Here is a 26,432-nt window from a genome sequence, read left to right as displayed (position 1 = left end):
GGCAAACACAAGGAGTCAGCGCCGGCTGATCACGAGCCCACCTCAAGCCACATAACCAATGCACCACGTCTAATTGCGTAAATTAATGGATCATTGCCGCGCGATATCTTAATATTATCATTGAGTTATAATTTAATGATAATTGGAGATTGTTTTGGAATCAAAAACTGCTCGACTGACTGTCTTAGTTGACCCTGCAAAGAAGGCGGCATTCGAAGAGCTTTGTGCCACACAAGACCTCACCCCATCACAAGTAGTGCGGCAACTAATTCGCGGCTACCTAAATGATCATGGCGTCACCTACAGTACAAGCCCAACTCCGGCAAAAGGTCCCAAACCAAAGCGCTAGCACTGACCGCTAAGCAATAGCGGCGACTCGCAGGCACTGCCCCAAAGCGTATTCGCCGCAATAAAAATAACAGAAACCATCAAGCAAACTGAAGTGGGGGAAGAAGTACTAGCCGCACTCAACACCCACCTCAAATTGGCGAATATTTCACGCTAGTCTAACTTAGGACCGGCAGCCACCAAGGCAAGCCCCTCCTCGGTATCCGTAAATTGACTAAAGTTAGCAACAAACTTAGCGGCCAAGGCGGAAGCTTTGTCGGTCCACTCTTTAACATCACCATAGGTATTTCTCGGGTCAATAATGCCGCCATCGACCCCTTCAAGCGCGCTCGGAATTTCTAGCCCAAATATCGGCAAGGTATTAAATTCAGCCTTTTCAATTGAGCCATTCAAAATGGCATCAATAATACGACGCGTCGCCTTAATGGAAATTCGCTCACCAGTACCATTCCAACCAGTATTCACGAGATAGGCCTGGGCATTAGACTGCTCCATGCGATTATTGAGCACCTCCGCGTACTGCGTGGGATGCAAACTTAAAAACGCAGCGCCAAAACATGCTGAAAAGGTTGGCGTAGGCTCGGTAATTCCCCGTTCGGTGCCCGCCAATTTAGAGGTATAACCCGACAAGAAATAATAACGAGCCTGCTCTTTAGTCAAACGAGTCACCGGCGGTAACACGCCAAATGCATCTGCAGTTAAAAAGATAACTTTATTTGCATGGCCACCCACAGAAACTGGTTTGACGATATTCTCAATATGGTAAATCGGGTATGAAACGCGGGTATTTTCAGTTTTAGACGAATCGGAAAAATCGACATTGCCCGCCTCATCCACAGCTACATTTTCCAATAGCGCATCACGCTTGATCGCCGCATAAATCTCCGGCTCTTGCTCTTGACTGAGGTTGATGGTTTTGGCGTAGCAGCCACCCTCAAAATTAAAAACGCCGTTGTCGTCCCAGCCGTGCTCATCGTCACCAATTAATGCGCGCTTTGGATCGGTTGATAACGTGGTTTTTCCTGTCCCTGACAACCCAAAAAATATCGCGGTGTCGCCGTCGGGGCCAACATTGGCTGAACAGTGCATGGACGCAATACCTTTCTGGGGCAGCAGATAATTCATTACCGAAAAAAGGCCTTTTTTCATTTCACCGCCATACCAAGTACCACCGATAAGCTGCACCCCTTCGGTCATATTAAAGGCAACAAAATTCTCTGAATTAAGCCCCTGCTCTTGCCAATTTGGGTTAACCGCCTTAGCCCCATTCAGCACGACAAAGTCCGGTTCAAAATTTTCAAGTTCAGCCGCAGCAGGGCAGATAAACATATTTTTTACAAAATGAGATTGCCAAGCCACTTCGGTTACAAAACGGACTTTTAGACGACTCGCGGGATTCGCACCACAGAATAAATCATCAACAAACAAACGCTTACCGCTAAGCTGCCCTCCCACTACGGCTTTTAGCGACTGCCACGTCTCTTGCGTAATAGGCTTATTATCATTCCGCCCCTGATCTGACCACCACAGCGTGTCGCGAGTTGTATCATCCTTAACAAAATACTTATCCTTTGGTGAGCGTCCAGTGAAGATACCCGTATCCACCGCGACTGCACCACTGCTTGTTAAGCGTGCCGCCTCATACCCCTCCAACCCCTCGCGCGTCTCTTCTTGGAACAGAGTCTCGTAATCCGGATTGTAAAGAATAGCCTCAGGATCATGAATACCGTAGTGCTTGAGGGCCTGCTGCAATCGGAGATGGGGCATGGTAGGAATCCTTTTACTGAAATTAATACAGATGTGACTTTCAACAACGTTAAATGATAATATTATTATAATGCTATTATCATACTTAACAATGCCCTGTTACGACACAGGTAGGCAGCCCTCGTAAAAACATTGGCATTTCCGCACCAAGAACTACGGCTAATTTGATAGTAGTAAAAAGCTAATTCTCACTTAACCCGAAAAGGAATATCCGGCTTGTCTCATAGAGCACATCTTTTGTCATTGCGAATAGGACATGCACTGCGCGAGGTATTTGCCGATGGATACTCCCGCGCAGACCTACTCAAAGACCTTATTGCCGGAATAACCGTTGGTATTATTGCCATTCCTTTAGCAATGGCACTGGCTATCGCCAGCGGTGTCGCGCCGCAATATGGCCTGTATACCGCAATGATTGCCGGCGCCATCATCGCGCTCACCGGGGGAAGTCGCTTCAGTATTTCTGGGCCAACGGCCGCATTCGTCGTCATCCTGCATCCACTGGCAGAAAAACATGGCTTAGCCGGCCTATTACTAGCTTCCATTATGGCCGGCGGTATTTTAGTGACAATGGCCTATGCGCGACTCGGCCGCCTCATTGAATACATACCAGAATCCGTCACGCTGGGATTTACCAGCGGCATCGCCATTGTAATCGCGGTATTACAGATCACTGATTTTACCGGCATCACAATCGACACCATGCCCGAACACTTTATTGATAAGCTAATCGCCATCAGCAGCCAACTTCAGCAAACCGATTTGGGTAGTTTCGGCATCGCCCTGTTCACGCTTGCAGTTATGATCGTGTGGCCGCGGCTTGGTAGCCGCATTCCAGCACACTTGCCCGCACTCGTATTAGCCTGTTTATTAGGTATTCTATTGAGTTGGCAAGGCATCGATGTAGACACCATTGGCTCCCGCTTTCATTACCTACTACCCAGCGGTGAACAAGCACCCGGCATCCCCCCTTATTTGCCCACATTTGACTGGCCTTGGAACAGACCCGGCGCAGATGGGCAAGCACTGGGGTTATCGCTGAATTTAATATCAGAGCTACTTCCCGCCGCCTTCGCCATCGCCATGCTAGGCGCCATCGAATCATTGCTGTGTGCAGTTGTACTCGACGGCATGTCAGGCAAACGTCACAGCGCCAATAGCGAATTACTAGCGCAAGGTTTAGGCAACCTAATAACACCCTTCTTTGGCGGCGTAACCGCAACAGCAGCCATCGCGCGCTCAGCAACCAACTTCAAGACTGGCGCCGTATCGCCTATTGCAGCCATTGTTCACTCAATAGTTGTGTTACTCAGCTTATTACTTCTCGCTCGAATCTTGGCGTATATCCCTATGCCCGCCATGGCAGCACTTCTAATATTGGTTGCCTGGAATATGAGCGAAGCAGCAAAATCCGTAAAGCTGGTGCGCTCCGCCCCCAGCAGCGATGTACTGGTATTTTTGACCTGCCTATCGCTAACCGTTTTCTTCGATATGGTCATCGCCATCACCGCCGGCATCGTGTTGGCTTCGCTATTATTTATGAAAGAGATTGCTGCATTAACAGATGTGGTCGACATTACTAACAACCCGGACTTTGTCCACACAAAGCCGCCAAAGAATATAAGAGTGTTAAAAATTAGAGGTCCCTTATTTTTTGCCGCCGCCGATCGCATCGTCGGAGAACTCGCTACGCAAATGAACGGGGTTAATGGACTCATCATACATTTACAATACAGCGCTTACTTAGATGCCGGCGGACTCGCTGCAATCAAGAAATTAATTGCCCACTGTCAAAAAAACAACATATCCATTCGTTTTTCTAACTGGCAATTCCAACCACTCAAAACCTTAGCAAAAGCACGAGAAGAAGCATCCGGCGCGCTAGACGTATCATTTCCTACCCTAGACGATGCCATTGAAGATGCCCTAAAGAAAGGAACACCACATGAAACTAGATAATGCCATTGCCATAGGCAAAACCGGCGCGTGGAAAGAAGCGCAAGTGCGAATCAGGCCGGGCAATCAAGCCCAATGGTTTGTTATGCTGCGCGACAAGCACAGCAAGTCCTTTGTTTTTGCCGACAATGACGACAAACCCATCGCCACAGAAGACTTAAATACATTAGTCCCATTAATCAAATCACTTGGCCTAAGTGATTTCACGGTTTATTTATAATTTTTAAAGGAGCTAAATAATGAGTACGCTACCCCCTTGTCCAAAATGTGAGTCCAGCTACGTCTATGAAGTACAAGCCGTATTATCTTGTCCGGAATGCGGATTCGAATGGAATCCTAACGAAGCCGCTGCAACGGAAAGTGAATTCGTTGTAAAAGACGCCAATGGCAACCTACTTGCGGAAGGAGACTACGTAACTCTCATTAAAGACCTCAAAATCAAGGGCACATCAACTACGGCTAAAATTGGCACCAAGGTAAAAATTGGCCGCCTAGTAGAGGGCGATCACGACATCGATTGCAATATCAAAGGTATCGGCCCAATGATGCTAAAGTCGGAGTTCGTTAAAAAGAGTCAGTAACTCACAGGGGCGAATGCAGACACCATACCTAGCTAAAGCCCCTTCCTTCACGTATAAGCTCCAGCCGCAAACGAACCACCTCGTCATTCAAAGTGGTAACCGGCGGCAGCCAGGAAAATATCGCCTTTGCACCCAGCGGGCGCAGCCTAATGGGCAAAGCTATTGGCGGCAGCATTCCATATGAAGCCTATGATGCAGCCAAGCAATTACAACCCCCTATTCTTAATGTGAATTACATCGTGCATTTTGTGTACTTTGGCAGCGAAACCGAATAAAGATCTAATGCCTATTCAGACATCAAAGGTGCAGAATATTCCGCAGAGGTAAGTGCAGGGCAAGGCATTCAGGTCAAATCGGGTTCCGGCATAGATTGGTTGCGCGGCATCACCAGCACCTTTAATGACCCCAATGCGAAAGTGTATATTCAAGCTCCCGTTGTTATTCCTGGTGCTTACGGCAACACAGAAGACTCAACCAGTGGGCTCCAGAAGACCGCCAATGTTTTCTCCTCTGTACTTGGCGCAGTGAGTGGCGGATCTTCTAGCACTAAAGATATTAATATCACCGCCGATCCAAACCGGTATAAAGCGAAGGCTAGCGCAGCGCTGACTGAAGCCAACAAACGCTTAGTGGGGGCTTTAGCCGCAGCGAAATAGTATTCATATTCGCCATCCCACCTTACAAAAGGGCCAGTGGATTCATTATTCACTGGACCTTTTTTTGAGATATCGCACATCAATAAATGTTGTCAGAAAATATCTCTGCCGGCATTTTTATTTTCACAATATTCCAAACGCTAACATCGCATTGGCGACTTTTTTAAAGCCCGCTATATTCGCCCCCTTGGCATAGTCAACATAGCCATCGTCCTGCACGGCAAACTCCAAACAATTCTTATGGATATTCCCCATGATCTCACGCAGCATCCCCTGTAGCTGCTCCTCTTTTAAACTGATTCGCGTACTGTTTTGGCTCATTTCCAAACCGGATACGGCGACACCGCCCGCATTGGCGGCCTTGGCCGGCCCAAACAAAATTCGCGCCTTCCGCAGCACTGCAATAGCATCATTGCTGCAAGGCATATTGGCGCCTTCAACTACCGCCTTCACGCCATTTTTCAGTAGAATTTTAGCTTCTTTCTCATTCAGTTCATTTTGCGTTGCGCAGGGCATGGCAACATCACAGGATACTGACCACGGCCTTTCTCCGGCATGAAAAGTAGCACCAGAATAAACATCCACATAACTTGCTAAACTTCCGCGCCCCTGACTCTTTTTTTCAACTACCCACTGAATTTTTTCATGATTAAATCCATCGGGATCGTGAATAAAACCAGTGGAATCAGACAGGGTGACAACCTTAGCGCCAAGTTGAATTGCCTTCTCTGCGGCGTGTGTAGCCACATTGCCCGCCCCCGAGATCGCAATAACTTTACCGTCTATGGTGGTTTTCTCTTGTTTAAACATATGATCTAAAAAATACACCACACCATAGCCGGTAGCTTCTTTGCGAACCAGGCTGCCACCCCATTCCAAGCCCTTACCTGTTAACACACCAACATAACGATTAGTTATGCGCTTGTACTGACCGAACATATAACCGATCTCGCGGGCGCCCACGCCAATATCACCGGCGGGAATATCCGTGTCTTCACCCACATGCCGATATAGCTCGGTCATAAACGACTGGCAAAAACGCATGATTTCACGATCAGACTTTCCTTTAGGGTCAAAATCAGAGCCTCCCTTTCCGCCGCCCATAGGCAGGCCGGTTAAACTATTCTTAAAGGTTTGCTCGAAGGCGAGAAATTTCAAAATACTTTGATTAACGCTTTTGTGGAACCGCAAGCCACCCTTGTAGGGGCCAATGGAATTATTATTCTGTACGCGATACCCCCGCTGCACCCTGACATTGCCAGCATCGTCTTCCCAGCATACGCGAAAAGAAACCACTCTATCTGGCTCAGCGATACGGTGTAAAATTTGCGCTTCGTGGTAGACCGGCTTGTCACGTATAAAATCAAAAATATCAACGGCAACCTCGTAGACAGCCTGATGAAACTCGACTTCACCAGGATTCCGGCTAACAACCCCTTCCATAAATTGTTCTAAACCAATGTACTGAATCACTGACATGCGGCCACCCTCATAAATAGGACCAGATCTTAGCAGATATCAGATATAGCACACGACCAGCAACACTCCTTATCGAGTCTTTCGATGCAAAATAAATTTACTCTCAGCTCGCAGTAAAACTAATAATCTCATGAGTCCACAGCACCAAAATAACGATTTAAATAAGTGGCAATCACATCCACTCGATGCCAGCTAATTACACTCAGTGTCCGCGGGCACCATAGCGCGACGGATCCGCCCCAGTCATTGTATCTCAGCGATGAAATGCGACTTAGCCCAAATATTGACACTGTAAACTTCAGGGGATATCTTGAGCTCGCCTAGACATTGCGAGCCATGACATGAGTACAGAAAATCAGCATTACCCACACCTCTTCACACCCCTCGATCTGGGTTTTACTCAGCTAAAAAATAGGGTGGTAATGGGCTCCATGCACACCGGTCTAGAAGATCGTTTTTGGCAATTCCCCAAACTCGCCGCGTATTTCGCGGAACGCGCCAAGGGCGGCGTGGGCCTTATGATAACTGGCGGTTACAGCCCCAATCGAAGTGGCTGGCTTTATCCCGGCGCCAGTACGTTTAACTCCCGTTTAGATATTCGCAACCATCGTAAAGTCACCAAGGCAGTACACCAAGCGGGAGGCAAAATTTGCCTGCAAATTCTTCATGCCGGCCGCTATTCCTATCATCCACTCTCTAAAACTGCCTCAACAAGCAAAGCGCCAATCAATCCGTTTAAAGCTCGCGCCTTAAGTACCCGCGGCGTGGCCAGCACAGTCAACGATTTTGCCCGCACCGCACAACTGGCCCAAAAAGCTGGGTACGACGGTGTCGAAATAATGGGCAGCGAAGGCTATTTAATTAATCAATTTTTAGCGCCAGCCACTAATAAGCGCAAAGACCGCTATGGCGGCAGTCCCGAAAATCGCCGTCGCTTTGCCGTGGAAATTGTCAGCGCCGCCCGCAAGAAAGTCGGCCCTAATTTTATAATTATTTTCCGCTTATCAATGCTCGATTTAGTGCCAAACGGTTGCACTAGAGAAGAGATAATAGACCTCGCCAAAGAGATTGAAGCCGCCGGCGCAAACTTGATAAACAGCGGTATTGGTTGGCACGAAGCGCGCGTACCCACCATCGTCACCTCGGTACCCCGCGCCGCATTCAGCGAAGCTACTGCCGCCGTAAAACAAGCAGTCAATATTCCTGTTATCGCCTCCAACCGTATTAATATGCCAGATATTGCCGAGCATATTTTGGCGAAGGGCCAAGCCGATATGGTGTCGATGGCCAGACCGATGCTGGCCGATGCCGAGTGGGTAAACAAAGCGGCCAGTAATCGTAGCGACCAAATCAACACCTGCATCGCCTGTAATCAAGCATGCTTGGACCACACCTTCCAATTGAAACGCGCCAGTTGCTTGGTAAATCCCCGCGCCTGCCACGAGACTGAATTGGTCTTTAAGCCCACAACCAAGGCCAAAAAAATTGCCGTCGTCGGCGCTGGCCCGGCAGGGCTTTCCTGCGCCACTTCCGCAGCAGACTGCGGACACCTTGTGCATTTATTTGATCAAGCCGACAAGATCGGCGGTCAATTTAATTTAGCCAAAACCATTCCCGGCAAAGAAGAATTCAGTGAAACCCTGCGCTACTTTGGCACGCAAATTGATCGATCAGGGGTCAAACTCACACTTAATCATCGCGTCGAAAAGGCCGAACTTATCAGTGGCGCTTACGATGACGTCGTCATTGCCACTGGCGTCAGCCCGCGCGCACTGAATATTCCAGGTATCGACCACCCCAAGGTGGTTTCCTACATAGACGTATTAAAAGGTACAGTCACCGTCGGCAAGCGCGTCGCCCTTATCGGCGCCGGCGGCATCGGCTTTGATGTAGCGGAGTATCTCGCCCACGACCACAGCGCTGAATCACCGCAAAGCATCGCCAGTTGGTCTGCCGAGTGGGGTATTGACCAAAGCAGTGCCGAACGCGGCGGGCTCGTAACCAGTAAACCTCAAGCCTCACAGCGGGAGATATTCCTGCTTCAGCGCAAGACCACTGCACTGGGTAAAGACCTAGGCAAAACCTCCGGCTGGGTACACCGCGCCACCCTCAAAAATAAAGGTGTCAACATGCTGGCTGGCTGCAGCTACGACCGCATAGACGACCAAGGCCTACATATAAGCCAAGAAGGCAAACAACGCCTGTTAGAGGTAGACCACATTGTAATCTGCGCAGGACAGGAGCCGCTCCGCGAGCTTTACAACTCGGAATCGGAACAAGGCGCAAAAACGAGCCCGCGCTACCACCTCATCGGTGGCGCGAATATCGCATCGGAACTCGATGCAAAACGCGCAATACGCGAAGGTGCAGAACTTGCGGCACGCTTGTAAATGCGCAGTGATGTAGCGCCATACTTTGCCTAACTTTAAAGAAAAGCCATTTAGCAATTAACTTAATGGCTTTTTGTTTTATTAATTTTTAAATTAACAAGCCAAACCGACACTAGCTTTCCCGCCGGCCCAACTCATCAATTACAGCGTTTTCAAATACTCAATAATCGCCTTCCGCTCTGGGTCTGTGAGTACCGCAGTAAAGTCGTGACCCTCATTACCTTGGCTATACAAATGGGTATTATAAATTTTTCTATCTTCCACCTGCAGTCTGGTCGCCTGCAGAAAGACCGGCAACTGCCCAAGGTTCCACGTCAAAATTAAATTGCCGTAGAGCTGGCTAAGTATGTCTTGAAATATTGGACTGTCGTTACTACCGGGGGTGCAGTCCAAGAATGGAATGGTACCCTCGCCACAGCTTAGTGCATCGTAGCGCCAACCCATTTTCTGCGGATCGTAGGCTCTAGCCATACTCACATCAAAGCCCATTACCACTTTACCCTGCTGATCGCTGCGGGCGGGGGTAGATACTCGGCGCCAAATCGCCGGACGCGCCTCGGGATCAAGCAAGCCCCACACATCTGGCACTGAGCCATTGTGCAAATACGGCGCCGTGGCCCAAACCCCATAAAGTGGCGGTGCTAAATAGCCCACCTCACGATCACCTCTGACCTCTTCGCGATTGCGTGGGCCACAGTCATTTTCAGTGCCAACGGTTTCATAAAAGCCTAAGAAGCTATTGCCACCATATTGGTTAACCGCTTCGTTGTTGGTGTCTACCCGCGCAGGGTCAGTACGAATAACACGCTTAGGCGCAATATTACTGGCCACCCCTTCCATCAGCGGATCGGCCAAGTAGCTGCTGTCATTCACATACCGTGGCGAATACGCGCCGTGACAACTCGCACAGGAACCATTGCCACCCTCGGGTTCTGGAACGGTATTGTTTAAATCGCTCGCCCACAAGTTTTTGCTGTGGAATAAAATTGCGCCCTGCTCTGCCAAAGCTGTATCAATTGGCAATGGATATTCTGGGGACTTCAAAGACATCATCCACTTGTCTGCGTCTTGCGCGTGATCGCGCACCCAGTTTTCACCTTCATCGCCACCTGTTACCCCATCGATTGGGGTATAGAAAATCATATCAACGCGACTAGAGTCAGCGGCAAAATAACCATCTTGAAACTTAACCGGACGATGACCAATATTCCACCACGCCGGTGTATCCCCCGACGCGGTTGATCCAGAGGTAAGCACACCAAACAATTGCTCATCAAAACTTGGTCCGCCTTCCTGATTAATCAAGAAAAACACATTCACATCGCTCGCATTATTCGTCCCACGGCTGGTACCAAACAAACTGAAAATAGCACCAAAGCCTTTCCCATCGAATCCGCTCGCCGCACTCAGCCCCAACTCCTTCGCCATCAAGGCAATATCCTGCAGGGGATTACCGCTACCGTATTGGAATCCGGTGTCAGCACCCTCGCCAACTAAACCGGCAGCACCGCTATGACAGGCGTGACAGGTGTAACCCAAGGTTCCCGTCCACTCGCCATTGGGTCCGCGCATCTGGGTCATAAAGGCAGGCAACTGACCGCTGCCGCCATTGCTGGTATTAGGATCTTCGCCGGGCAATGGGTATGGGTTACGCGTTTGGCTAATAGGCATGCCGTAACGCTCGGCAAGCAAGGTGTCAAAATTATCTGGTCGCGCCATCAAACCCCATTGCTGCCACACCTTGTTATAGGAGCTGGCTGGTATGGCTAACAAGGCACTTGTGTCGTGATAATCGCCATCGAAGAAAGTACCCGCACCCACTTCACCGTTGCCCACCATCAGCTCACGACCGCGCTGGGAACTGGCACGCAAGTCACCGCAGGTTTGCGGATGCGCATTTTCTCCGACCAAGGCAGGATCGGCATGACAATCTACCCAATAGGTATTGAACTCCACCGCACGACCGTCACTAACCCCAGACTGAACCAAGGCACGAGGATCTTCAGGTAGTACCGCGCTATCTGGACGAGGATTGCCATTGTCATCGGCAGCGCAATAATCAAACCAGACGTGGCCACCCCGCGCGCTACCCAACAGAGGTTGCAAATCTGGCGCGGGACCACTGCCACCGCCGCTCAAAGCACAACTATCTGGATTATCCCAGCAAGCCAATAGCGTTCGCATAGCTTCATAGGGCTGGCTCCCCACCGGCCACGGCTTACCACCGCTGTGCGGTTCACTAGGATCACTGGGCTCAATTAATAGGGGATTGCTTTCCACTCCGCCACCAAGGGCCTCCCAAGATGCGCGCAGCAAACGAAAATCATCAGCGGCATTAGTAGACAACATCAAACCATCGCCTTCAGCGGTATCTGCTACCCCACCAGGAATATGGCAGGTGCGGCAAAATCCAGACGACGTTTGTAAACGGGTTTGAAAAAACTCTTCTGCCGAAGCACTATTGCCGGAATTAGGGGTGCCACTGCTGCCACCTTGGGGACTGCCGCTACTTCCGCCGCCGCAGGCGACAAGCGATAACAAGCCTGAGATAAGTAAACTATGTGCTAGGCGAAAACGGCGCATGCGGTACTCCTGAGGCCCCGTCACCAACAAATAGAGTGTAAAACAGGGCAAACTGAACTTATTTTATAGCCCAGTATGCACCACCCGCCAATCGTCCATATTGGTAAGCCGTGCCACCCATTGTCCGGCCAAGCCAGGCCAAATTTGGGGTCAGTGTAAAAACTATCACTCGCGTGATGGTCAATACACCAAGGTAGCCAGCAAGTTACCGCTTCTTTCGCCCAGCCGCAGAGTTTTTACACTGCCCCCAATTATCAAAGGGTTTTCAGGTATTCAATAATCGCCCGCCGCTCGCCATCGTTGAGTACATCGCTAAACACATGGCCGCCATTGCCTTGACTAAAATGCCGCGTGTTGTAGACCTTACGTCCCTCAATATCAGAATTACTTAAGGACGGCGGGTTGGTAATATTCCACGCCAAGAGTAAATTGCCGAACAATTCCGACAAGAAAAAATCACTCACATCGTTAAGCGGGTTACATTCCAAACTCGGCACCGAGGCACCAAACTCGCAATTCAACTCATCAAATCGCCAACCCATTTTGCTTTGATCGTAACCGCGCTGAAAATCCGTTTCAAAACCCATCACTACCTGCCCTTTCTGATCGGCGCGGGCCTCCTTAGAAACCCGCCGCCACACCGCAGGCCGCTCGGCAGAATCCAACAAACTCCACACATCGGGTACCGAGCCATTATGTAAATACGGCGCGGTTGCCCACACACCATATAACGGCGGTGCGGCATAACCCCGCGGCCGATCATTGCCGTTTGCATCTACCTGCATACCCGGCATATTTTGCACACGACAATCTTGGCTGCTGCCCTCTGTCTCAGGATAAGCAACGCTAGTCGTCGACATCGCCTCGTTGGTGCCGTCGTTGTACGTTGTAAAACGCACGCGGTCTGTATCAATAATATCGATAGCCACCACATTGCTGGCAATCCCCTCCAATACAGGGTCTGCCAAATAAGCAGGGTCATTCACAAAGCGCGGCGAATACGCACCATGACAACTCGCGCAACTGCCGTTGCCACCCTCGGGTCGCTGTACCGGATTATTTAAGTTGCTCGCCCATAGGTCTTTGGTATGAAACAGAATCGCGCCCTGCTCTGCCAACGATTCATCAAACTCACCGAGATACTCCGGCGATTTTTGCGACATGATGTAGTGATCGCCATCTTGCACATGATCACTAATCCAAGTTGGGTCCTGCTCAGGCAGGCCGTACTTATTCGTTAGCAGAGGTTGAAACAGGGCAAAGTCCACCCGCACCGCATCACCGGGAAACATCGCGTCAACAAACTTCACCGGCCGACGGCCAACATTCCACCACGCCGGAGTATCGCCTGTTCCCGTAGTACCGTTGCGCATGACATCAGCAAACTGCTGCGGTGTTTTAAACCCTGTTAATGCAGTGATATTAGAAAACTGCGCATTATTAGTACCGCGCACCCGCCCCGCTAAACCTAGGCGATCTATCGCAATACCAACCACCGAGCCAAAGGCCGCAAAATCTCGCGACACCACCGTAGCATCCAGCAAGGAACCACCGCCGCCATAAACAATTTGATTGTTTACCGTGGTGCTGTGGCAGCCCTGACAATTATGGCTAATCTCACCGCTGTAGCTGCCATCTTCCATACGGGTTTGAATCAAACCGATCGGTAAGCGACCACTGCCGCCATTAGTGAGGTTAGGGTCTTCCCCCATCAAAGGATAAGGGTTGTTCACCGACAAGGGGCCAAAACCATAGCGCTCAGACGCCAACTCATCAAAATTATCTGGGCGGCCAGGCATACCCCAAATCAACCACAGCTGGTTGTACAAGCTCGCCGGAACAGCAGAAAAGCCGTGGGGATTGTCACCGGCAAACGTTGAACCCGGACGAACTATCTCCCCATCCTCATACTTTAAATAACTGCCGTCGGCCTGCTTCATCGGCGCAGCGCCCATAATCACCTCGCCGCGACGCGTTGAGGTACGCAACTCACCACAGGTTTTTGGATGGGGCTTCTCCCCCACCAAATCAGGGTCAATATGGCAATCTTTCCAAAACGCATTAAAGTGCACTGCGCGACCATCATTAAAACCTGGCTGCACAAGCGCGCGGGGATCTTCCGGCAACACCGCCGCGTCAGAGCGCGGCGCGCCGCTGCCATTATCGGCACAGTAATCAAACCACGCATGCCCACCGTGGGCACTTCCTAACAAGGGAGCTAAGTCGGCGGGAATGTCATTACCGCCACCACTCAAGGTACAGGTTTCGGGATTGTCCCAACAACTTAGCAAACTGCGCATTGCCTCATACGGCGCGCTACCTTTTGGCCACGGCTTACCACCGCTATGGGGTTCTGCAGGATCACTGGGCTCAAGCAACAGCGGGCTGCTGTCCACACCGCCACCAAGCCCCTCCCAAGCCGAACGCAAATTAGCAAAATCGTTTGCGGTATTGCTGCTCAACATCAAACCGCGACCATCATCAGTATCCGCTACGCCATTGGGAATATGACAGGTGCGACAAAAGCCCGAGGAGGTTTGCAAATTGGTGCGAAAAAATTCTTCCTGACTGCCTGCCGGCGCATTCCCGCCACCAACGCTGCTGCCGCCCTGCGGACTCCCACCAGAACTACCGCCACAGGCTGAAAGCACCGCGCCAATTAAAAGCGCGCCAAACCCCGTCAGATTTCTTTGCCACATGGGCATACCCTCTCCACACCTACTTATCATTATTTACAAAGTGTGACAGAGAATGGTTTTTGAATGCGGTAGGCAAACGTCAGAGATTGTCCGCAAGCGACAAGGCAGATACGCGGTAATAATTGGCGGGAATAATTAGAAACAGTGTCGTTGATTTAAGCAATTATCTACTTCAACGACTCTAACCTCATTGATCTATCTGCTGAACCGCAAGAGCACAAGATATAAAAGACATGCTTATTCATGACTTATGGCGCGCAAGCTAGGCTATAGATAGTCTTGCAGAATCTTGAGGCTCGCAGCGTGATCATTGGCTGCCTTGCTACGAATATCTTTGCCAAGAAAATCGGCGAGCTTGTTGCCAATTAAAGGAATTTTACACTCCACTGTCCATTGCATTACGTTGACTGCACCGCGTTCGTGAGCCTTTAGTGTCATTACGCTTCGGATGTGTACTTTTTCCAGTCCTTGGAGCTGAATTTCGAGTTCGCCTTTTCGGGTTTTAGTATTCCAGCGGTCAATCTGACGAACGCTAATTTTTTCCCCACCTGGTAGAAATTTCTTGATAAAACCCGGCAGTGGCAGAGAGGGCTCCATAACAAAACTGCAGTCGACAAAATACTGTTCTGGATCGTCGCTACTGCCCACAACCTTGATATTTTCAAGACCCAGCTCTTCATACTTACGCGGGCAAAATGCGGTGTCAAAATACATGCGCTCGACGGCTTCAAGGGGGGCATCAAAAATGTGTTCTTCTACAAAATTCATCGTGTTTTCTTCTAATTATGCGTTATTAATAAATCAGCTATTGTGCTGCAGTTTCATATAATTGAGTTATGGTCGCAATACCCGTGGCAGGCGCTGTTCAAGTGCACTCGCGATCAAGAGTTCAGTGTTATTGCCTTTTATTATATTTCAACGACTCTGACCCCATCGATATAGATAGATGGAAGGTTAATTTTTCTCTCGGCGAGAATCTCTCGAAATTGCCCCAGCAACAGACTTGATACACGATCTCGGAACTCCTCGATTCCAAAAACGTAATGTTCTTCACCAGCTGTCATATTGCGCTTAGTCATAGCAGTTCCAGAAAAACGTAACACCTCAAGAAGAGGCGCGCTGTTTGCGCGTCCTTCTTGCTTGAATTGTTAGGTGATTCCACTCGCTCCATATAAGAAACATGAACTTTTCCATCTTCTTTACCTTGCATAACAACTGCAAAGAATGAGTCATTTGTGATGTCTGTCCAATGGTGATTAAGCAAAGCTACTAGTTCATCTACAGAATTCACACCTCGCTGGAGTATCTTAGTCTTGGCTTCAGAACCACCATATTGATAATCTCTCTGGGAATGAAGATAGTTTCCGGCGTTGCCGTAAGCCTTAAAAATATCGGTTTCAGTCATAAATGGCCGTTCTTCATGAGCGAGATCCTTCACTTTTCTTATGCCATCCTGATCTGAGCCATCTTCTGCCTTCGGCGTAGGGAAAAAATTTAAATTAAATCGTTGAAGCTCGGATTTTATTTTCTGAATCTCATACCCCTTTCTAAGGGTTTTGTTCAACGTAAGGCCGGCGGATTTGTTTGCGACAATACATGCAAACATTATCAGCTCAATAATTTTTCTTAGTTGTAGATAAACAGTATCAATGTCGGTTTCGATATAGCCGGTCATGGATTGACCTGCCTGATGCATTTTCATTAGCCTAGAAACCACATCCGTTCTTTTCTTTATCTCTTCCATGTAGCTTGCATATTTGGTTACACAATCAGTGATTTCTTTTTTATTCATTATGAAGCCTGAACTCCTTTACACCTAACAACAAATTCAAATGCGTTCCACTTTATAGCTCATGCACATAGCAAGTCTAATTGCCAAGGTGTTTAAGCAGGAAAATTCAATTTAAATCAGGACAATAGTACGCTTGAAATGGATTTTTCATTTGCGTGCATCCTGCATTTGATGTGGAGTCCCTTAGCTCTGAGCATAACCACCTCCTAATAAAAATCAATTGCTTAAGTAAATCCGATCAGAATTAGTGAGCGCCATGCTGCTGAATACGAGTTTGACCGCTTAATCGACTGACCGTTAACGAGACGCTAGGCCATCATTGACGGTAGACAGCTGGTCTAGTTCTGGGATGAACCAATACCAACTCTGGAATTATCTATACGTTAATTCTTAAACCTTAACTCTAAATTTTCGGCACTAAATCTCCCCCCAGCATTCCCGCCTGATCAATCCACAAATGCGGTAATCCTAGGTCATTCAAAAAGGCTGGCGCACCCTTTTCACCTTGCAACATGGCGACGGTTGCGGCGGTTCCCGCAAGCAAGCACAGTGGCGCGACAACGGTGACACCGGCCATCGGTTTGTCTACGGGGCGGCCGGTGCGGGGATTGAGTATATGGCTATAGCGTTTGCCGTCTATCACCATATAGCGTTCGTAGTCGCCGCTGCTCGCGAGGCCGCCGGTCTTTAGCTGTATGACCGCTACCGCCACTTCGGGATCGCGGGGGTTGCGAATACCAATTTGCCAAGCGCTGCCGTCGGGGTGGGGGCCAATGACACTGATGTCGCCGCCCAGTTCCACTAGGCCGTGACCGATGCCATGTTCTTCGCAAATGATGGCGGCGCGGTCGGCAGCGTATTCTTTGCCGAAGCCGCCAAAGTCCAATTCCATTCCTTGCTGTAAGGAAATATTAGGGGCGTCCCAGTGCACTTTATTCCACCCCACCCGCTTTAAACAAAATGCGACGGCGGCGGGGCTGGGTAGTTGGCCGAGTTTAAAATTCCACACTTCGCGCAATACGCCTGAGCTAATATCAAACAGGCCACCGCTCTCGGTATAAGCGGTGGTAGCGTAATTAATTAAGGCGCAGGTTTCTTCGTCAACAGCGATGGGATCGCCGCCAGCGGCGGCATTGATTTTGCCCACCACGCTGTCGTCACGATAGCGGGAGTAGGTTTGTTCAATACGGATAACGTCGGCTTTGGCTGCCTCCGCGGCCGCATCGGCCATTGTTTGCGATTCGGCGTATAAACGCAGTTCGCAGGGGCTGGCCATTGCGGTGAAAGGATAGTGGTAAAGCTGCACGCGCTGTCTCTCCGTTAGAATTTAAGGAGCATGCCAGCGCGCATTTTAGAGTCGCCAGTTAAGTCCCACGGAGAGAATATCAAATTCTACCAGGGCAGGGTTTTCTACATCGACGGAATCTAAAGAATAATCTGCGCTGGCTTCGTAGCTTTCCCACTCGGCATGCAGGTCAAAACGTTGCCAACGCTTCTCTAGGCGTAGTTTTACACTGATTGCCCCATAGGGTGACAAACGATAATCCGCAGAGCCAAAACCATCATTGCGCGCCGAAAAGAAATACGGCGCATAGAAGAAAGCTTGGCTTTGAGTGTAGTAACGCAGCGACGGTGTGAACACCCAACCGCCGGGCAGGTTTTGATACCACGCTGCCTCTATGGTGCTAGAGGCAACTTCCCAATCGTCTTCAAAATAACGATAGTCCAAATGCAGGGCTGCTTTTAAGTCCGGCAAAAAATGCCGCAGCCGTGCTTGGGCGACAAACTGATTGCGGTCGTCTGGCCGGCTATCGTTAATGGTAATGGCTTGATCATCTATCCAAACTTTTTTGTAGGGATCAGATAAAAAGCCCCTCTGTAGGCTGTAAGTCAAACTGCCCTGCACCACGGTGGTTTTGCTTAAGATTTGCGACAGTCCGACAAAGGCCGTGGTACTGTCTCTGGTAGCGCGCTCAATGCGGTCTGGCAATATAGTGCCGTCGGTCGGCTCTAACTCGTCGTCACTATAGCCTAGGCCAGCCGTTAGGGTGAGCTGGGTATCGGGGATTTCATAGAGCGCCTCTACCCCCGCATTTACCGCGAAATAATCTTTTTCATCCGACACGCCGGCAATCAACGAAATTACGGTTTTGTCGTTGAGCAGATGATTAACCTTAGCCTGTAGGTCTTTGCGTTCTTCGTGAATGGTGGCGCCGCTCATTACCTGCACCGGCCCATCTTGCCCCGGCAGAATAAACCACGGCGAGGCACCACTCATGGTTTCATACATAAACTCGATACTGGCGTCAGTTTTCTCGCCCAGCGGCATTTGCGCTCGAACTTGTTGGGTGTCGATCTCGTAGCGCTCAAGGGAGCCGCCGGAAAGTCTGCTGCTGTCTAAATCTGCTTCGCGATAGGCCGAGGCCTTGTACTGCACCACGGTTTCGGTCAGCACTGAAGCGGCCTGAACTGAAGTGCTCATACCAGGAATAGCCAATGCTGCGCTGGTTAATGCGGTAAGAGCGCGTTTATTTTTTAAGTTTTGACTCATATCACCGCCCTTCAATTACAACCGCAGCCGCCGCCACCAGCGGAGGCGCCGCCATTGCTGGCTTCTTTACTAAAATGCACATGGTTGCGATAGGAACTACCCAGCGCATCTGGGTCCCAAGCCATTTCTGGCCGCGCCAGAAAATCCCGCTCCCAGGCTTCCACCGGCTCCACCGCGCACGCAGCTAAGCCCGATAAACCAAGCAGTATCAAAACTAGACGCATATCAAGATTCCTCTGCTAAGAGTGCCAGCACTTCTTTGCGCAAGCGCTCGGCATCGCCGGGGCGAAAGCCCTCGTGCACACGATGCACCAGCCCCTTTTTGTCTAGTAAAAATGCGGTCGGCATACCTTTCACGCCAAAGGCGGCGGGCAAGCTATTGTCAGGATCGCGAAGCACGGGGTAAGTCACTGGGTAGGCTTTTAAAAAGCTGCTGGCGTCTTGGCTGTAGGCATCTACGTTAATAGCTAGCACGGCAAAACCGCGCTCGCCCAGCTCTTTATAAAGCGCCTCTAAACTTGGCAACGACTGCCGACAGGGGCCGCACCAAGAGGCCCAAAAATCAACGTACACCACCTTGCCCGCGTAGTCCGCCAAGTTGTGGCGTTGACCATCTAGCATATCTACGCGGCTAAACTCAGGGGCTTTATCTCCCGCCGTCACAGCCACCGCCGCGCCCGCAGAGAAAAATAATATGATGCTAATTAGTATTAAACGAAGATCAGTCATGGCGTTTTATTAGTTTATTTTATTGGCAGCCTAACAGCTGCTAAGCCGGCCCCTGTGTTCGTAGAGGCCGCTGATTATCCGCACATGCCAAGTCTGGCACGCAGGGCGTTAAAGTGTCTTCAAGTACTCAATAATAGCGCGTCTTTCCGCATCCGTGAGTACCACCGTGAAATCATGCCCCTGATTACCCTGCGAATAGATATTGGTATTGTAGACTTTGCGCGCCTCTATCTGCTGATCAACAAGGGGAATACTGGCCAGCTCGTCTATGGGCAAATTCCACAGCAGAGCCACTTCCGTGTATATCGCGCCCAAGACATCTTGAAGACTGGGTAATGAAGGATCGATAGGATTGCAGTTCAGCAATGGCTGCGTTGCAGGAAAGCCGCTTACACAATCAAGCTCGGTATATTTCCAACCCATTTTTTCGTGGTCGTAGGCGCGGTTGATATCGGTGTCGAAGCCCATCACAACACGCCCCTCCATCCCTTCTGGTGCCGGCGTAGATTGACGCAACCAAATATTCGGCCGCTCGTTATTAGGGTCTAGCACACCCCACAAATTTGGCACCGAGGCATTATGAAAATACGGCGCCGAGGCCCATGTACCAAACAGCGGTGGCGCCAGCATTACCGATTCATTATTCGGGGTATCACCAAAGTCGCCAATCCCGCATTCCAAAAATGGGTTGTACTCAATTCCCACATTGGGGGAGCCGTCGGCATTGCGAAGACTTTGCTGCGCATCCGCGTAAACAGAGTCGGTGCGAATCACGTCCATCGACACTAAATTTGCGGCAATACCCGCCATACGCGGATCAGCTAAAAAGCTGGGATCGTTTGCGTAACGTGGCGAATAGACGCCATGACAACTCGCACAACTGCCATTACCCAATTCATCTGGCTGCGGCACAGGGTTATTCAAACTCGCCGCCCACAAGTTTTTATTGTGGAATAAAATTGCGCCCTGCTCTGCCAATGACTGATTCACCGGCCCCGGGTATGCAGGCGCTTTTAGCGATTCCGCCCAAATTTGGAATGGGTAAGAGGCCTCATCTACCCAAGCGACGGGATCATCATTTATGGCCAGTGGGTAATAGGCCGCCATATCAATTCTTGAAGAATCCATTGGCAACACCGCGCCGTGAAACTTCTGTACGCGGTGCCCCATATTCCACCACGGCGGACTTTTGATGTTACCGATAGCCTGACTAAATAAAATTTTGTCGTTGGTAAACTCTTCTGGATTGCCGCCATTAAATACCAAAAATCCAATTTGGAATTGATCGATAGCACCGGTGCCACGGTTTGGCGCAATGGTTAGCGGCCCACCTAAAATACCAAAGGTCGGGCTTAAACCTGCAGCGGCAAAATCCCGAAATGCCACGGTGAAATCACCAATGGTGCCCGCGCCGCCAAAGACCGGCGCTTGCTGGCCCGCGCTCGCGGTAGATAGCTGGCCGTCGTGACAAAACGAACACAGCTTAACGCCAATCTGACCAGTCCAATTTCCATCTGCTTCACGTAGCTGGGTAAACGCCACCGGCAACTGACCGCTGCCGCCGTTAGTCTGATTGGGATCTTCACCGGGTAGCGGATAAGGATTGCGCTCAAGAGGCAGGGCCGAACCGTAGCGCTGCGAAATCAAGTAATCGTAATTCGCTGGGCGCGCTGGCAACTGCGGCGCGGCAATATAGCCCGTCCATGTTTGCCAAAGATTATTGTAAGCATCGGCGGTAATCGTAAACAAAGAACCACTACCGGAGATGCTCGTAGGGTCAGTAAAATTAGCGTACTCGGTGGTTTGCCCGCTAAACATATGCGCGGTCTCTGGCTGACCTTGGCCGCGACCGATCAGCGCGCCCTTGGCGTGAAGTGTGCGGTAGTAGCGGCGAATTATCTGGCTTGCCGTCACAGAATTCAGCCCAGGCGTGACCACCGCGACTGCTGTGCAGCAACACTTGCTCCCCACTATTGTTGCTAGTGTCGGTTTCCGTGTTACTTCCCGACTCTGGCGCAGAAGCTGGATTCGCCGCAGAAGAACTACCGCCGCCACCGCAAGCCGCCAAACTTAGTACGAGACTGACACTTAGTAGCCACTGATATTCCCTTCCCATGAAACTCTCCCGAACAACAGCAAACTTATTATTAACAAACTTTGTAGCGGATCATTTAGCCATGTTAGAGCAGAGGAATATTGAACGGGGATGCCAGCACTTGTCCCAACATACAGTGACAAATGCTGACTAAAGTCAGCCGGCCGTAAGCCTAGACAGAGATATTATTTGCCAACAAATACCGCAGGACGTTTTTCCATAAACGCTTTTACGGCTTCCTGCGCATCTTGAGTGGCAACACAGATATTCTGCGCCTTGGCTTCCAGCGCAACGGTTTCCATATAACTGACATCGAGTGCCTGGCGAAGTATTTTCTTGGTCTCGCGCAGCGCAATCGGTGCCCGCTCAGACAGCGCCGCCGCCCATTGCAGTGCCACGTCATCGACCTGATCAGCGGGTGCTAATTTACTGGCAATGCCGGCGTCCACACACTCTTGGGCGCTGAGCCGCGCACCCTCAACAATGGCTTGAAATGCGCGGGAATAACCCATGCGTCGCAGCAATTGCCAGCTCACACCGCCATCCGGCACCAGGGCAATATTGGTAAAGGCCAATAGCAAATACGCGTCGTCTGCCATCACCATCAAATCGCAGGCCATCGCAAAAGCACCACCAATACCCGCCATGCCACCAGATACCGCAGCAATTATTGGCTTATTCAAATAGCTAATTTTTTCAAGTACGGGAGCATATTCTTGAAGGATTTGCTGTTCAATCGTTTCCGCGCCGCCCAAGCCCTCAGCTAAATCTGCGCCGGAGGAAAACATTCGCCCCTCGGCACCCAGTACCACCGCGCGAATTGCATCGTCCGCGTCTACCGCATTTAAAGCGCTGAGCAATTCTGCCCGCAGCTGCGCATTAAAGGCATTTAAAGACGCCGGACGATTAAATTTGATGAGCGCAACCGCGCCATCAACGGAGAAACTTAAACATTCATAGGACATTTTTATACTCTCCAGTTTTAGTTGCGGTCGATGTAAGTCAGAAAGCTTTCCGAGAAAATTTCTCGAGAAATAATTAATTTCATAATTTCTGAGGTGCCTGCAAAAATTCGTGTAATGCGTGCATCGGTATACATGCGAGAGATCGGATACTCATCCATATAACCGGCACCGCCGTGTAGCTGAACGCCTTCATCTACCATGCGGCCCAGTACTTCACTGGTATATAGCTTTGCTTTCGCGGCGTCTTCGGCGGTGAGTTTGCCGTCGTTATACGCGGCAACGCAGGCGTCAACATAGGCCTGTGCTACGTCGATTTCGGTGCGTAAATCTGCCAATTTAAACTGAGTATTTTGAAATCCAGACAGCGGTTTGCCAAAGGCCTTGCGCTCCATTACAAATTCCCGCGTCACTTCAAAGGCTTTTTGCGCTGTAGAAATAAAACCGCAGGCGCCAATCAAACGCTCCTCAGCCAAGCCCTGCATTAAGTAAATAAAGCCTTTGTGCGGGTCGCCTAGAACATTGTTCTTAGGTACTTTTACATCGGTAAAAAACATCTCGGCGGTGTCCTGCGCTTTCATGCCCATTTTTTTCAAATTGCGGCCGCGCTCAAATCCTTCCATACCCCGCTCTACTAAAAATAGACCCACCGCATGGGGATTATTTTCCGGATCAGTTTTGGCGGCAACAATGACAAGGTCGGCGTTAATACCGTTACTGATATAGGTTTTAGCCCCATTTAACAGCCAGTAATCACCCATATCTTTTGCGGTAGCACGCATGCCCGCCAAATCAGAGCCGGCATCTGGCTCGGTCATCGCAACCGCTAATATGCATTCACCCGTAACGCATTTTGGTAAAAAGCGTTGCTTCTGCTCCTCATTGCCAAAACGCGAAAGATAGGGCCCAACAAGGCGACTGTGCAGCGTATTAGTCCAGTCTCCGGCATATACATTGGCGGTTTCTTCCATAATGATTTGCTCAAAGCGAAAATCTTCATCGCCCATGCCGCCGTATTTTTCCTCTGGCCAAATCATCAAAAAACCTTGCTCGCCAGCTTTGGTATAGGCCTCGCGATCGACGATGCCCTGCTCCCGCCAACGCTCAACATTAGGCGCAATTTCCTTGTCTAAGAATTTACGGTAAGCGTCCCGAAACATAATTTGGTCTTCGGTAAAATGACGTGGCAGCATAATGAATCCTTACAATTTTTCAGTTCGGTATGATGGAAAGTCGCTGTGAAGATACTGAGAATTTAGTGATAAACGCCAATGCGCGAAAACATCGGCGGTGCTGATCGGCGGCACGTTTAGCTGCAAAGCAAAACTGCCGCGACCTGTTAATTTCGATTTAACTACGGCTTAAAATGCACCGCGCAGGGTAACTCCGTAAGTGCGTGGTGCCGACACATAGCCGTTGTAGTCATAATCGTCGCCCACATTTTGCAGCGGCGAATTAAAGTGCTGAGTAACATAGCGCTCGTCGGTGCAGTTCTGACACCAAAGATTTACCGACAAGCCGGTGGTCGCAGACTCTAAGCCGATGGTGACGGCGTATTCGGTTTGCGCATCGCGCTTTTGATTATTGGCGGGGTTTGTAAACTGCTCGCCAGAATAATAAGCAGCAATACGACCACGCAATGCCAGGTTGTTGGTAATTGGCTGATCCAAACTTAAGGATAAATTACCAACAAATTCTGGGGCCTGCGCAAAATCGCGGCCCGACAGCGAAGCCGGTGTGCCTAGCGCCTCTTCTGTTAAGGCCTCAGACTCGCCAAAGCGCGCCTCTGGCAACCAGGTCACATCAAAGCCTAGAGTCAGCGCATCAGTTAGCACAAGCTGGTTTTCCATTTCGGCACCGTAGGCTTCTGCTTCGGGGGCATTCAAAATGCTAAATGCCAAGCCGTCGAAATTAGCCACTTGCAGGTCGGTTAGATCGTTGTAAAACAATGCGAAGTTGCTCCGCGCGCGGCCGCCGAAGTAATCGGTTTTCAAACCTAATTCATAGCCTTTTATAAATTCAGATTCGTAGTTGGGGCTATTCGGCGTGCAGTCGCCAATCGTGCCGCTGGTGCTAGGCACGCCACAGGTCGGTTCGCTGGGATTGTCACCCACGCTGCCCGCTGCTTGGTTGTCTAAATTCACGCCCCCAGACTTATAACCCAAGCTATAAGATAAATACGCCATTGCGTCATCGTTGATTTGATACTGCAGGGCGAACTGACCGCTGACCGCAGAGTCGGTGTATTCGTCATCGTATTCTGGGCCGGGTTGCGCACCCAGCAAGCGGAATGGTTCAAGCGGGTTGGCGGTAAAGAAGCGGCGGCGCATCATGCCGGTTTTTTCATCTTTGGAGTAACGTACACCGGCGGTCATGCTCAAAGAATCTGTTAAATCAAAATTCCAATGCATAAATGCTGCATAAGATTTACCCGTGCCCTGCATATTAATATCGCTGATTAAACCGGGCTGTGCCAAAGGCAGGGCGTCAACCGGAATACCCAAGCCCTGCAAAAAGCCAGTTAAATTGCTGGCGGCCAACATCAAATCTACCGGCACACCCAAACCTGCTGGCGCATAAATGGTGACGTATTCCGTTGCCTGATCGCCCCACACTAGCTGGTGGTCAGCATTGATATCTTCGTCGGCGTAGTACACACCCAGCACATAGTCGGCGTATTTAAAGGGGCCGAAATCTTGGAACTCGCCGGAGAGGGTAAATTCTTGCGAGAAGACCTCAGTCGATAGCGACTCGTTAATACCTAAAATATTGGCGCCGCTAAAATCAGCATCCATACCAATTTGCTCGATGCTCCACTCGCGATAAGAGGTAACCGAGGTGAGCTGCAAACCAGAGGCTAGTTGCCACGTCGCGTTTACTTGCAGGCCTTTGTCTTCAACGCTCTGATCGGTGTCATTACTCAAGACCTGCTCATAATCTTCAAACTTATTGGACGGCGTTTTTAATCCGCGATCCATTGTCAGTTGATCGATATAGCCCTGCATGGGGCCGTCAACCACATCAACTTGTCCGTAGCAGCAATTCGCCTCTTCTTGAGACCAATCGGCAATCACTCGCAAACTGAAAGTATCGCTGGGTTCAAATAGCAGTTGGCTTTTCAGGGCGCGGGGCGCGCTGTCGTTATACTGCCCGCCATTGGGATCTTCAATAAAGCCGTCTTTGCTGCCCCACAGACCGGCAACACGCAGCGCCGTTGTATCGCTAAGCGGCGTGTTCAATGCACCGCGCACCATTTGCTTGCCGTAATTACCCACCGACAATTCATAATTGCCCTCAACAACATCTAAGCTCGGGGCGGTAGAATTAATAATTAAGGCACCGGCAGAGGTGTTCTTACCAAACAGAGTGCCCTGCGGGCCGCGCAATGCTTGTAGGCTTTCAATGTCTAGCCAGTTCTGCATGGCTTGACCAGCGCGGGTGCGATAAACACCGTCAAAAAACACACCGACCGCACCTTCAAAACTGCGGTTATTTCCCACGGTACCAATACCGCGAATAAAGATATTGGCGCTGTTGGCCGCCGAGTTTGTGACGTCGAATTTAATACTGGGGGAAATCGCCTGAATATTGCCGATGCTATCTACCTGCGCCATCGCCATGTCTTCAGAGGTCGCCGCTGTTACCGCAACCGGTACATCCTGCATGCTCTCGGAACGGCGCTGGGCGGTCACCACCACCTCTTCGAGCTGTCGGCCCGCGCTACTTTGCGCCGTCGCCGGTAGGGCCGCCAGTAATGCTGAGGCTAGGGCCGTCATGCGTAAAAGTGATTGGTTTGAGATCATCTAGCGCTACTCCACTCTTTATTATTGTCTCGGCTGCGGTA

General features: G+C 50.2%; 22 protein-coding genes. 7 read left to right on the top strand and 15 right to left on the bottom strand.

Annotated features, from left to right (window positions below; genetic code table 11):
• Window positions 1-142 precede the first annotated feature (142 nt).
• Complete coding sequence (locus C0068_RS19655) at window positions 143-349, top strand: hypothetical protein (RefSeq protein WP_332908289.1); 207 nt, start codon at window positions 143-145, stop codon at window positions 347-349.
• A gap of 152 nt (window positions 350-501) precedes the next feature.
• Here the strand turns inward: C0068_RS19655 and pckA are convergent, their stop codons facing one another.
• Window positions 502-2,115 carry a phosphoenolpyruvate carboxykinase (ATP) gene (gene pckA / locus C0068_RS10280; RefSeq protein ID WP_103684409.1) on the bottom strand — a complete coding sequence of 538 codons (1,614 nt, stop codon included), beginning with the start codon at window positions 2,113-2,115 and terminating at the stop codon, window positions 502-504.
• Between the two features lie 216 nt (window positions 2,116-2,331).
• On the opposite strand from pckA, the gene dauA reads away from it, so the two are divergent.
• The 5 genes from dauA (at window position 2,332) to C0068_RS10255 (ending at window position 5,308) form a co-directional block, all read left to right on the top strand.
• Window positions 2,332-4,074, top strand: a complete 1,743-nt coding sequence (gene dauA / locus C0068_RS10275; protein WP_103684408.1) for a C4-dicarboxylic acid transporter DauA — start codon at window positions 2,332-2,334, stop codon at window positions 4,072-4,074.
• Window positions 4,061-4,291 (top strand): hypothetical protein, encoded by a 231-nt coding sequence (locus tag C0068_RS10270; RefSeq protein WP_103684407.1) that lies wholly within the window; start codon window positions 4,061-4,063, stop codon window positions 4,289-4,291. Before dauA ends, C0068_RS10270 begins: the two co-directional genes overlap by 14 nt.
• Before the next feature lie 19 nt (window positions 4,292-4,310).
• Complete coding sequence (locus C0068_RS10265; RefSeq protein ID WP_103684406.1) at window positions 4,311-4,652, top strand: zinc ribbon domain-containing protein YjdM; 342 nt, start codon at window positions 4,311-4,313, stop codon at window positions 4,650-4,652.
• A 149-nt stretch (window positions 4,653-4,801) separates the two neighbouring features.
• Window positions 4,802-4,927: a hypothetical protein gene (locus C0068_RS19790; RefSeq protein ID WP_269844895.1), complete on the top strand. Its 126-nt coding sequence runs from the start codon at window positions 4,802-4,804 to the stop codon at window positions 4,925-4,927.
• Window positions 4,928-5,026: 99 nt separating this feature from the next.
• The gene (locus C0068_RS10255) at window positions 5,027-5,308 is read left to right on the top strand and encodes a hypothetical protein (protein ID WP_103684404.1); all 282 of its coding nucleotides are present in this window, start codon (window positions 5,027-5,029) and stop codon (window positions 5,306-5,308) included.
• A 123-nt stretch (window positions 5,309-5,431) separates the two neighbouring features.
• On the opposite strand, the gene gdhA is transcribed toward C0068_RS10255, so the two are convergent.
• Complete coding sequence (gene gdhA / locus C0068_RS10250; RefSeq protein ID WP_103684403.1) at window positions 5,432-6,787, bottom strand: NADP-specific glutamate dehydrogenase; 1,356 nt, start codon at window positions 6,785-6,787, stop codon at window positions 5,432-5,434.
• A 341-nt stretch (window positions 6,788-7,128) separates the two neighbouring features.
• Between gdhA and C0068_RS10245 the strand changes: the two genes are divergently transcribed.
• A complete protein-coding gene (locus C0068_RS10245) occupies window positions 7,129-9,177 on the top strand; it encodes an NADPH-dependent 2,4-dienoyl-CoA reductase (protein ID WP_103684402.1) in 2,049 nt (682 codons plus the stop codon).
• A gap of 141 nt (window positions 9,178-9,318) precedes the next feature.
• On the opposite strand, the gene roxB is transcribed toward C0068_RS10245, so the two are convergent.
• The 13 genes from roxB to C0068_RS10185 form a co-directional block, all read right to left on the bottom strand.
• Window positions 9,319-11,760: a rubber dioxygenase RoxB gene (roxB, locus tag C0068_RS10240; RefSeq protein WP_103684401.1), complete on the bottom strand. Its 2,442-nt coding sequence runs from the start codon at window positions 11,758-11,760 to the stop codon at window positions 9,319-9,321.
• A gap of 254 nt (window positions 11,761-12,014) precedes the next feature.
• Window positions 12,015-14,465 (bottom strand): c-type cytochrome, encoded by a 2,451-nt coding sequence (locus C0068_RS10235; RefSeq protein WP_103684400.1) that lies wholly within the window; start codon window positions 14,463-14,465, stop codon window positions 12,015-12,017.
• Window positions 14,466-14,726: 261 nt separating this feature from the next.
• Entirely contained in the window at window positions 14,727-15,227 is a 501-nt protein-coding gene (locus tag C0068_RS10230; RefSeq protein ID WP_103684399.1) for a DUF2505 domain-containing protein, read from the bottom strand.
• 307 nt (window positions 15,228-15,534) lie between these two features.
• The gene (locus C0068_RS10225; RefSeq protein WP_103684398.1) at window positions 15,535-16,251 is read right to left on the bottom strand and encodes a hypothetical protein; all 717 of its coding nucleotides are present in this window, start codon (window positions 16,249-16,251) and stop codon (window positions 15,535-15,537) included.
• Between the two features lie 403 nt (window positions 16,252-16,654).
• Window positions 16,655-17,557, bottom strand: a complete 903-nt coding sequence (locus tag C0068_RS10220; RefSeq protein ID WP_199176152.1) for an FAD:protein FMN transferase — start codon at window positions 17,555-17,557, stop codon at window positions 16,655-16,657.
• A gap of 45 nt (window positions 17,558-17,602) precedes the next feature.
• Window positions 17,603-18,802 (bottom strand): DUF3570 domain-containing protein, encoded by a 1,200-nt coding sequence (locus C0068_RS10215; RefSeq protein WP_103684397.1) that lies wholly within the window; start codon window positions 18,800-18,802, stop codon window positions 17,603-17,605.
• Between the two features lie 11 nt (window positions 18,803-18,813).
• Window positions 18,814-19,026, bottom strand: a complete 213-nt coding sequence (locus tag C0068_RS10210) for a DUF4266 domain-containing protein (RefSeq protein ID WP_103684396.1) — start codon at window positions 19,024-19,026, stop codon at window positions 18,814-18,816.
• Between the two features lies 1 nt (window position 19,027).
• Window positions 19,028-19,531: a TlpA family protein disulfide reductase gene (locus C0068_RS10205; protein WP_103684395.1), complete on the bottom strand. Its 504-nt coding sequence runs from the start codon at window positions 19,529-19,531 to the stop codon at window positions 19,028-19,030.
• 108 nt (window positions 19,532-19,639) lie between these two features.
• A complete protein-coding gene (locus C0068_RS10200) occupies window positions 19,640-21,445 on the bottom strand; it encodes a c-type cytochrome (protein ID WP_146047872.1) in 1,806 nt (601 codons plus the stop codon).
• Window positions 21,342-21,647, bottom strand: coding sequence for a hypothetical protein (locus C0068_RS19455; RefSeq protein WP_146047871.1), 306 nt, complete (start codon window positions 21,645-21,647; stop codon window positions 21,342-21,344). The genes C0068_RS10200 and C0068_RS19455 overlap by 104 nt, the downstream gene beginning before the upstream one ends.
• A 164-nt stretch (window positions 21,648-21,811) precedes the next feature.
• A complete protein-coding gene (locus tag C0068_RS10195) occupies window positions 21,812-22,591 on the bottom strand; it encodes an enoyl-CoA hydratase/isomerase family protein (RefSeq protein WP_103684393.1) in 780 nt (259 codons plus the stop codon).
• Between the two features lie 17 nt (window positions 22,592-22,608).
• Window positions 22,609-23,781, bottom strand: a complete 1,173-nt coding sequence (locus C0068_RS10190) for an acyl-CoA dehydrogenase family protein (protein ID WP_103684392.1) — start codon at window positions 23,779-23,781, stop codon at window positions 22,609-22,611.
• Between the two features lie 168 nt (window positions 23,782-23,949).
• Window positions 23,950-26,391 (bottom strand): TonB-dependent receptor, encoded by a 2,442-nt coding sequence (locus C0068_RS10185; RefSeq protein ID WP_103684391.1) that lies wholly within the window; start codon window positions 26,389-26,391, stop codon window positions 23,950-23,952.
• Between the last annotated feature and the right edge of the window lie 41 nt (window positions 26,392-26,432).

It is taken from the genome of Zhongshania marina, from assembly GCF_002915595.1.
Taxonomy (GTDB): domain Bacteria; phylum Pseudomonadota; class Gammaproteobacteria; order Pseudomonadales; family Spongiibacteraceae; genus Spongiibacter; species Spongiibacter marinus_B.
The sequence above is the reverse complement of the archived record's forward strand: the minus strand, read 5'-3'. Positions and strand labels throughout refer to the sequence as shown.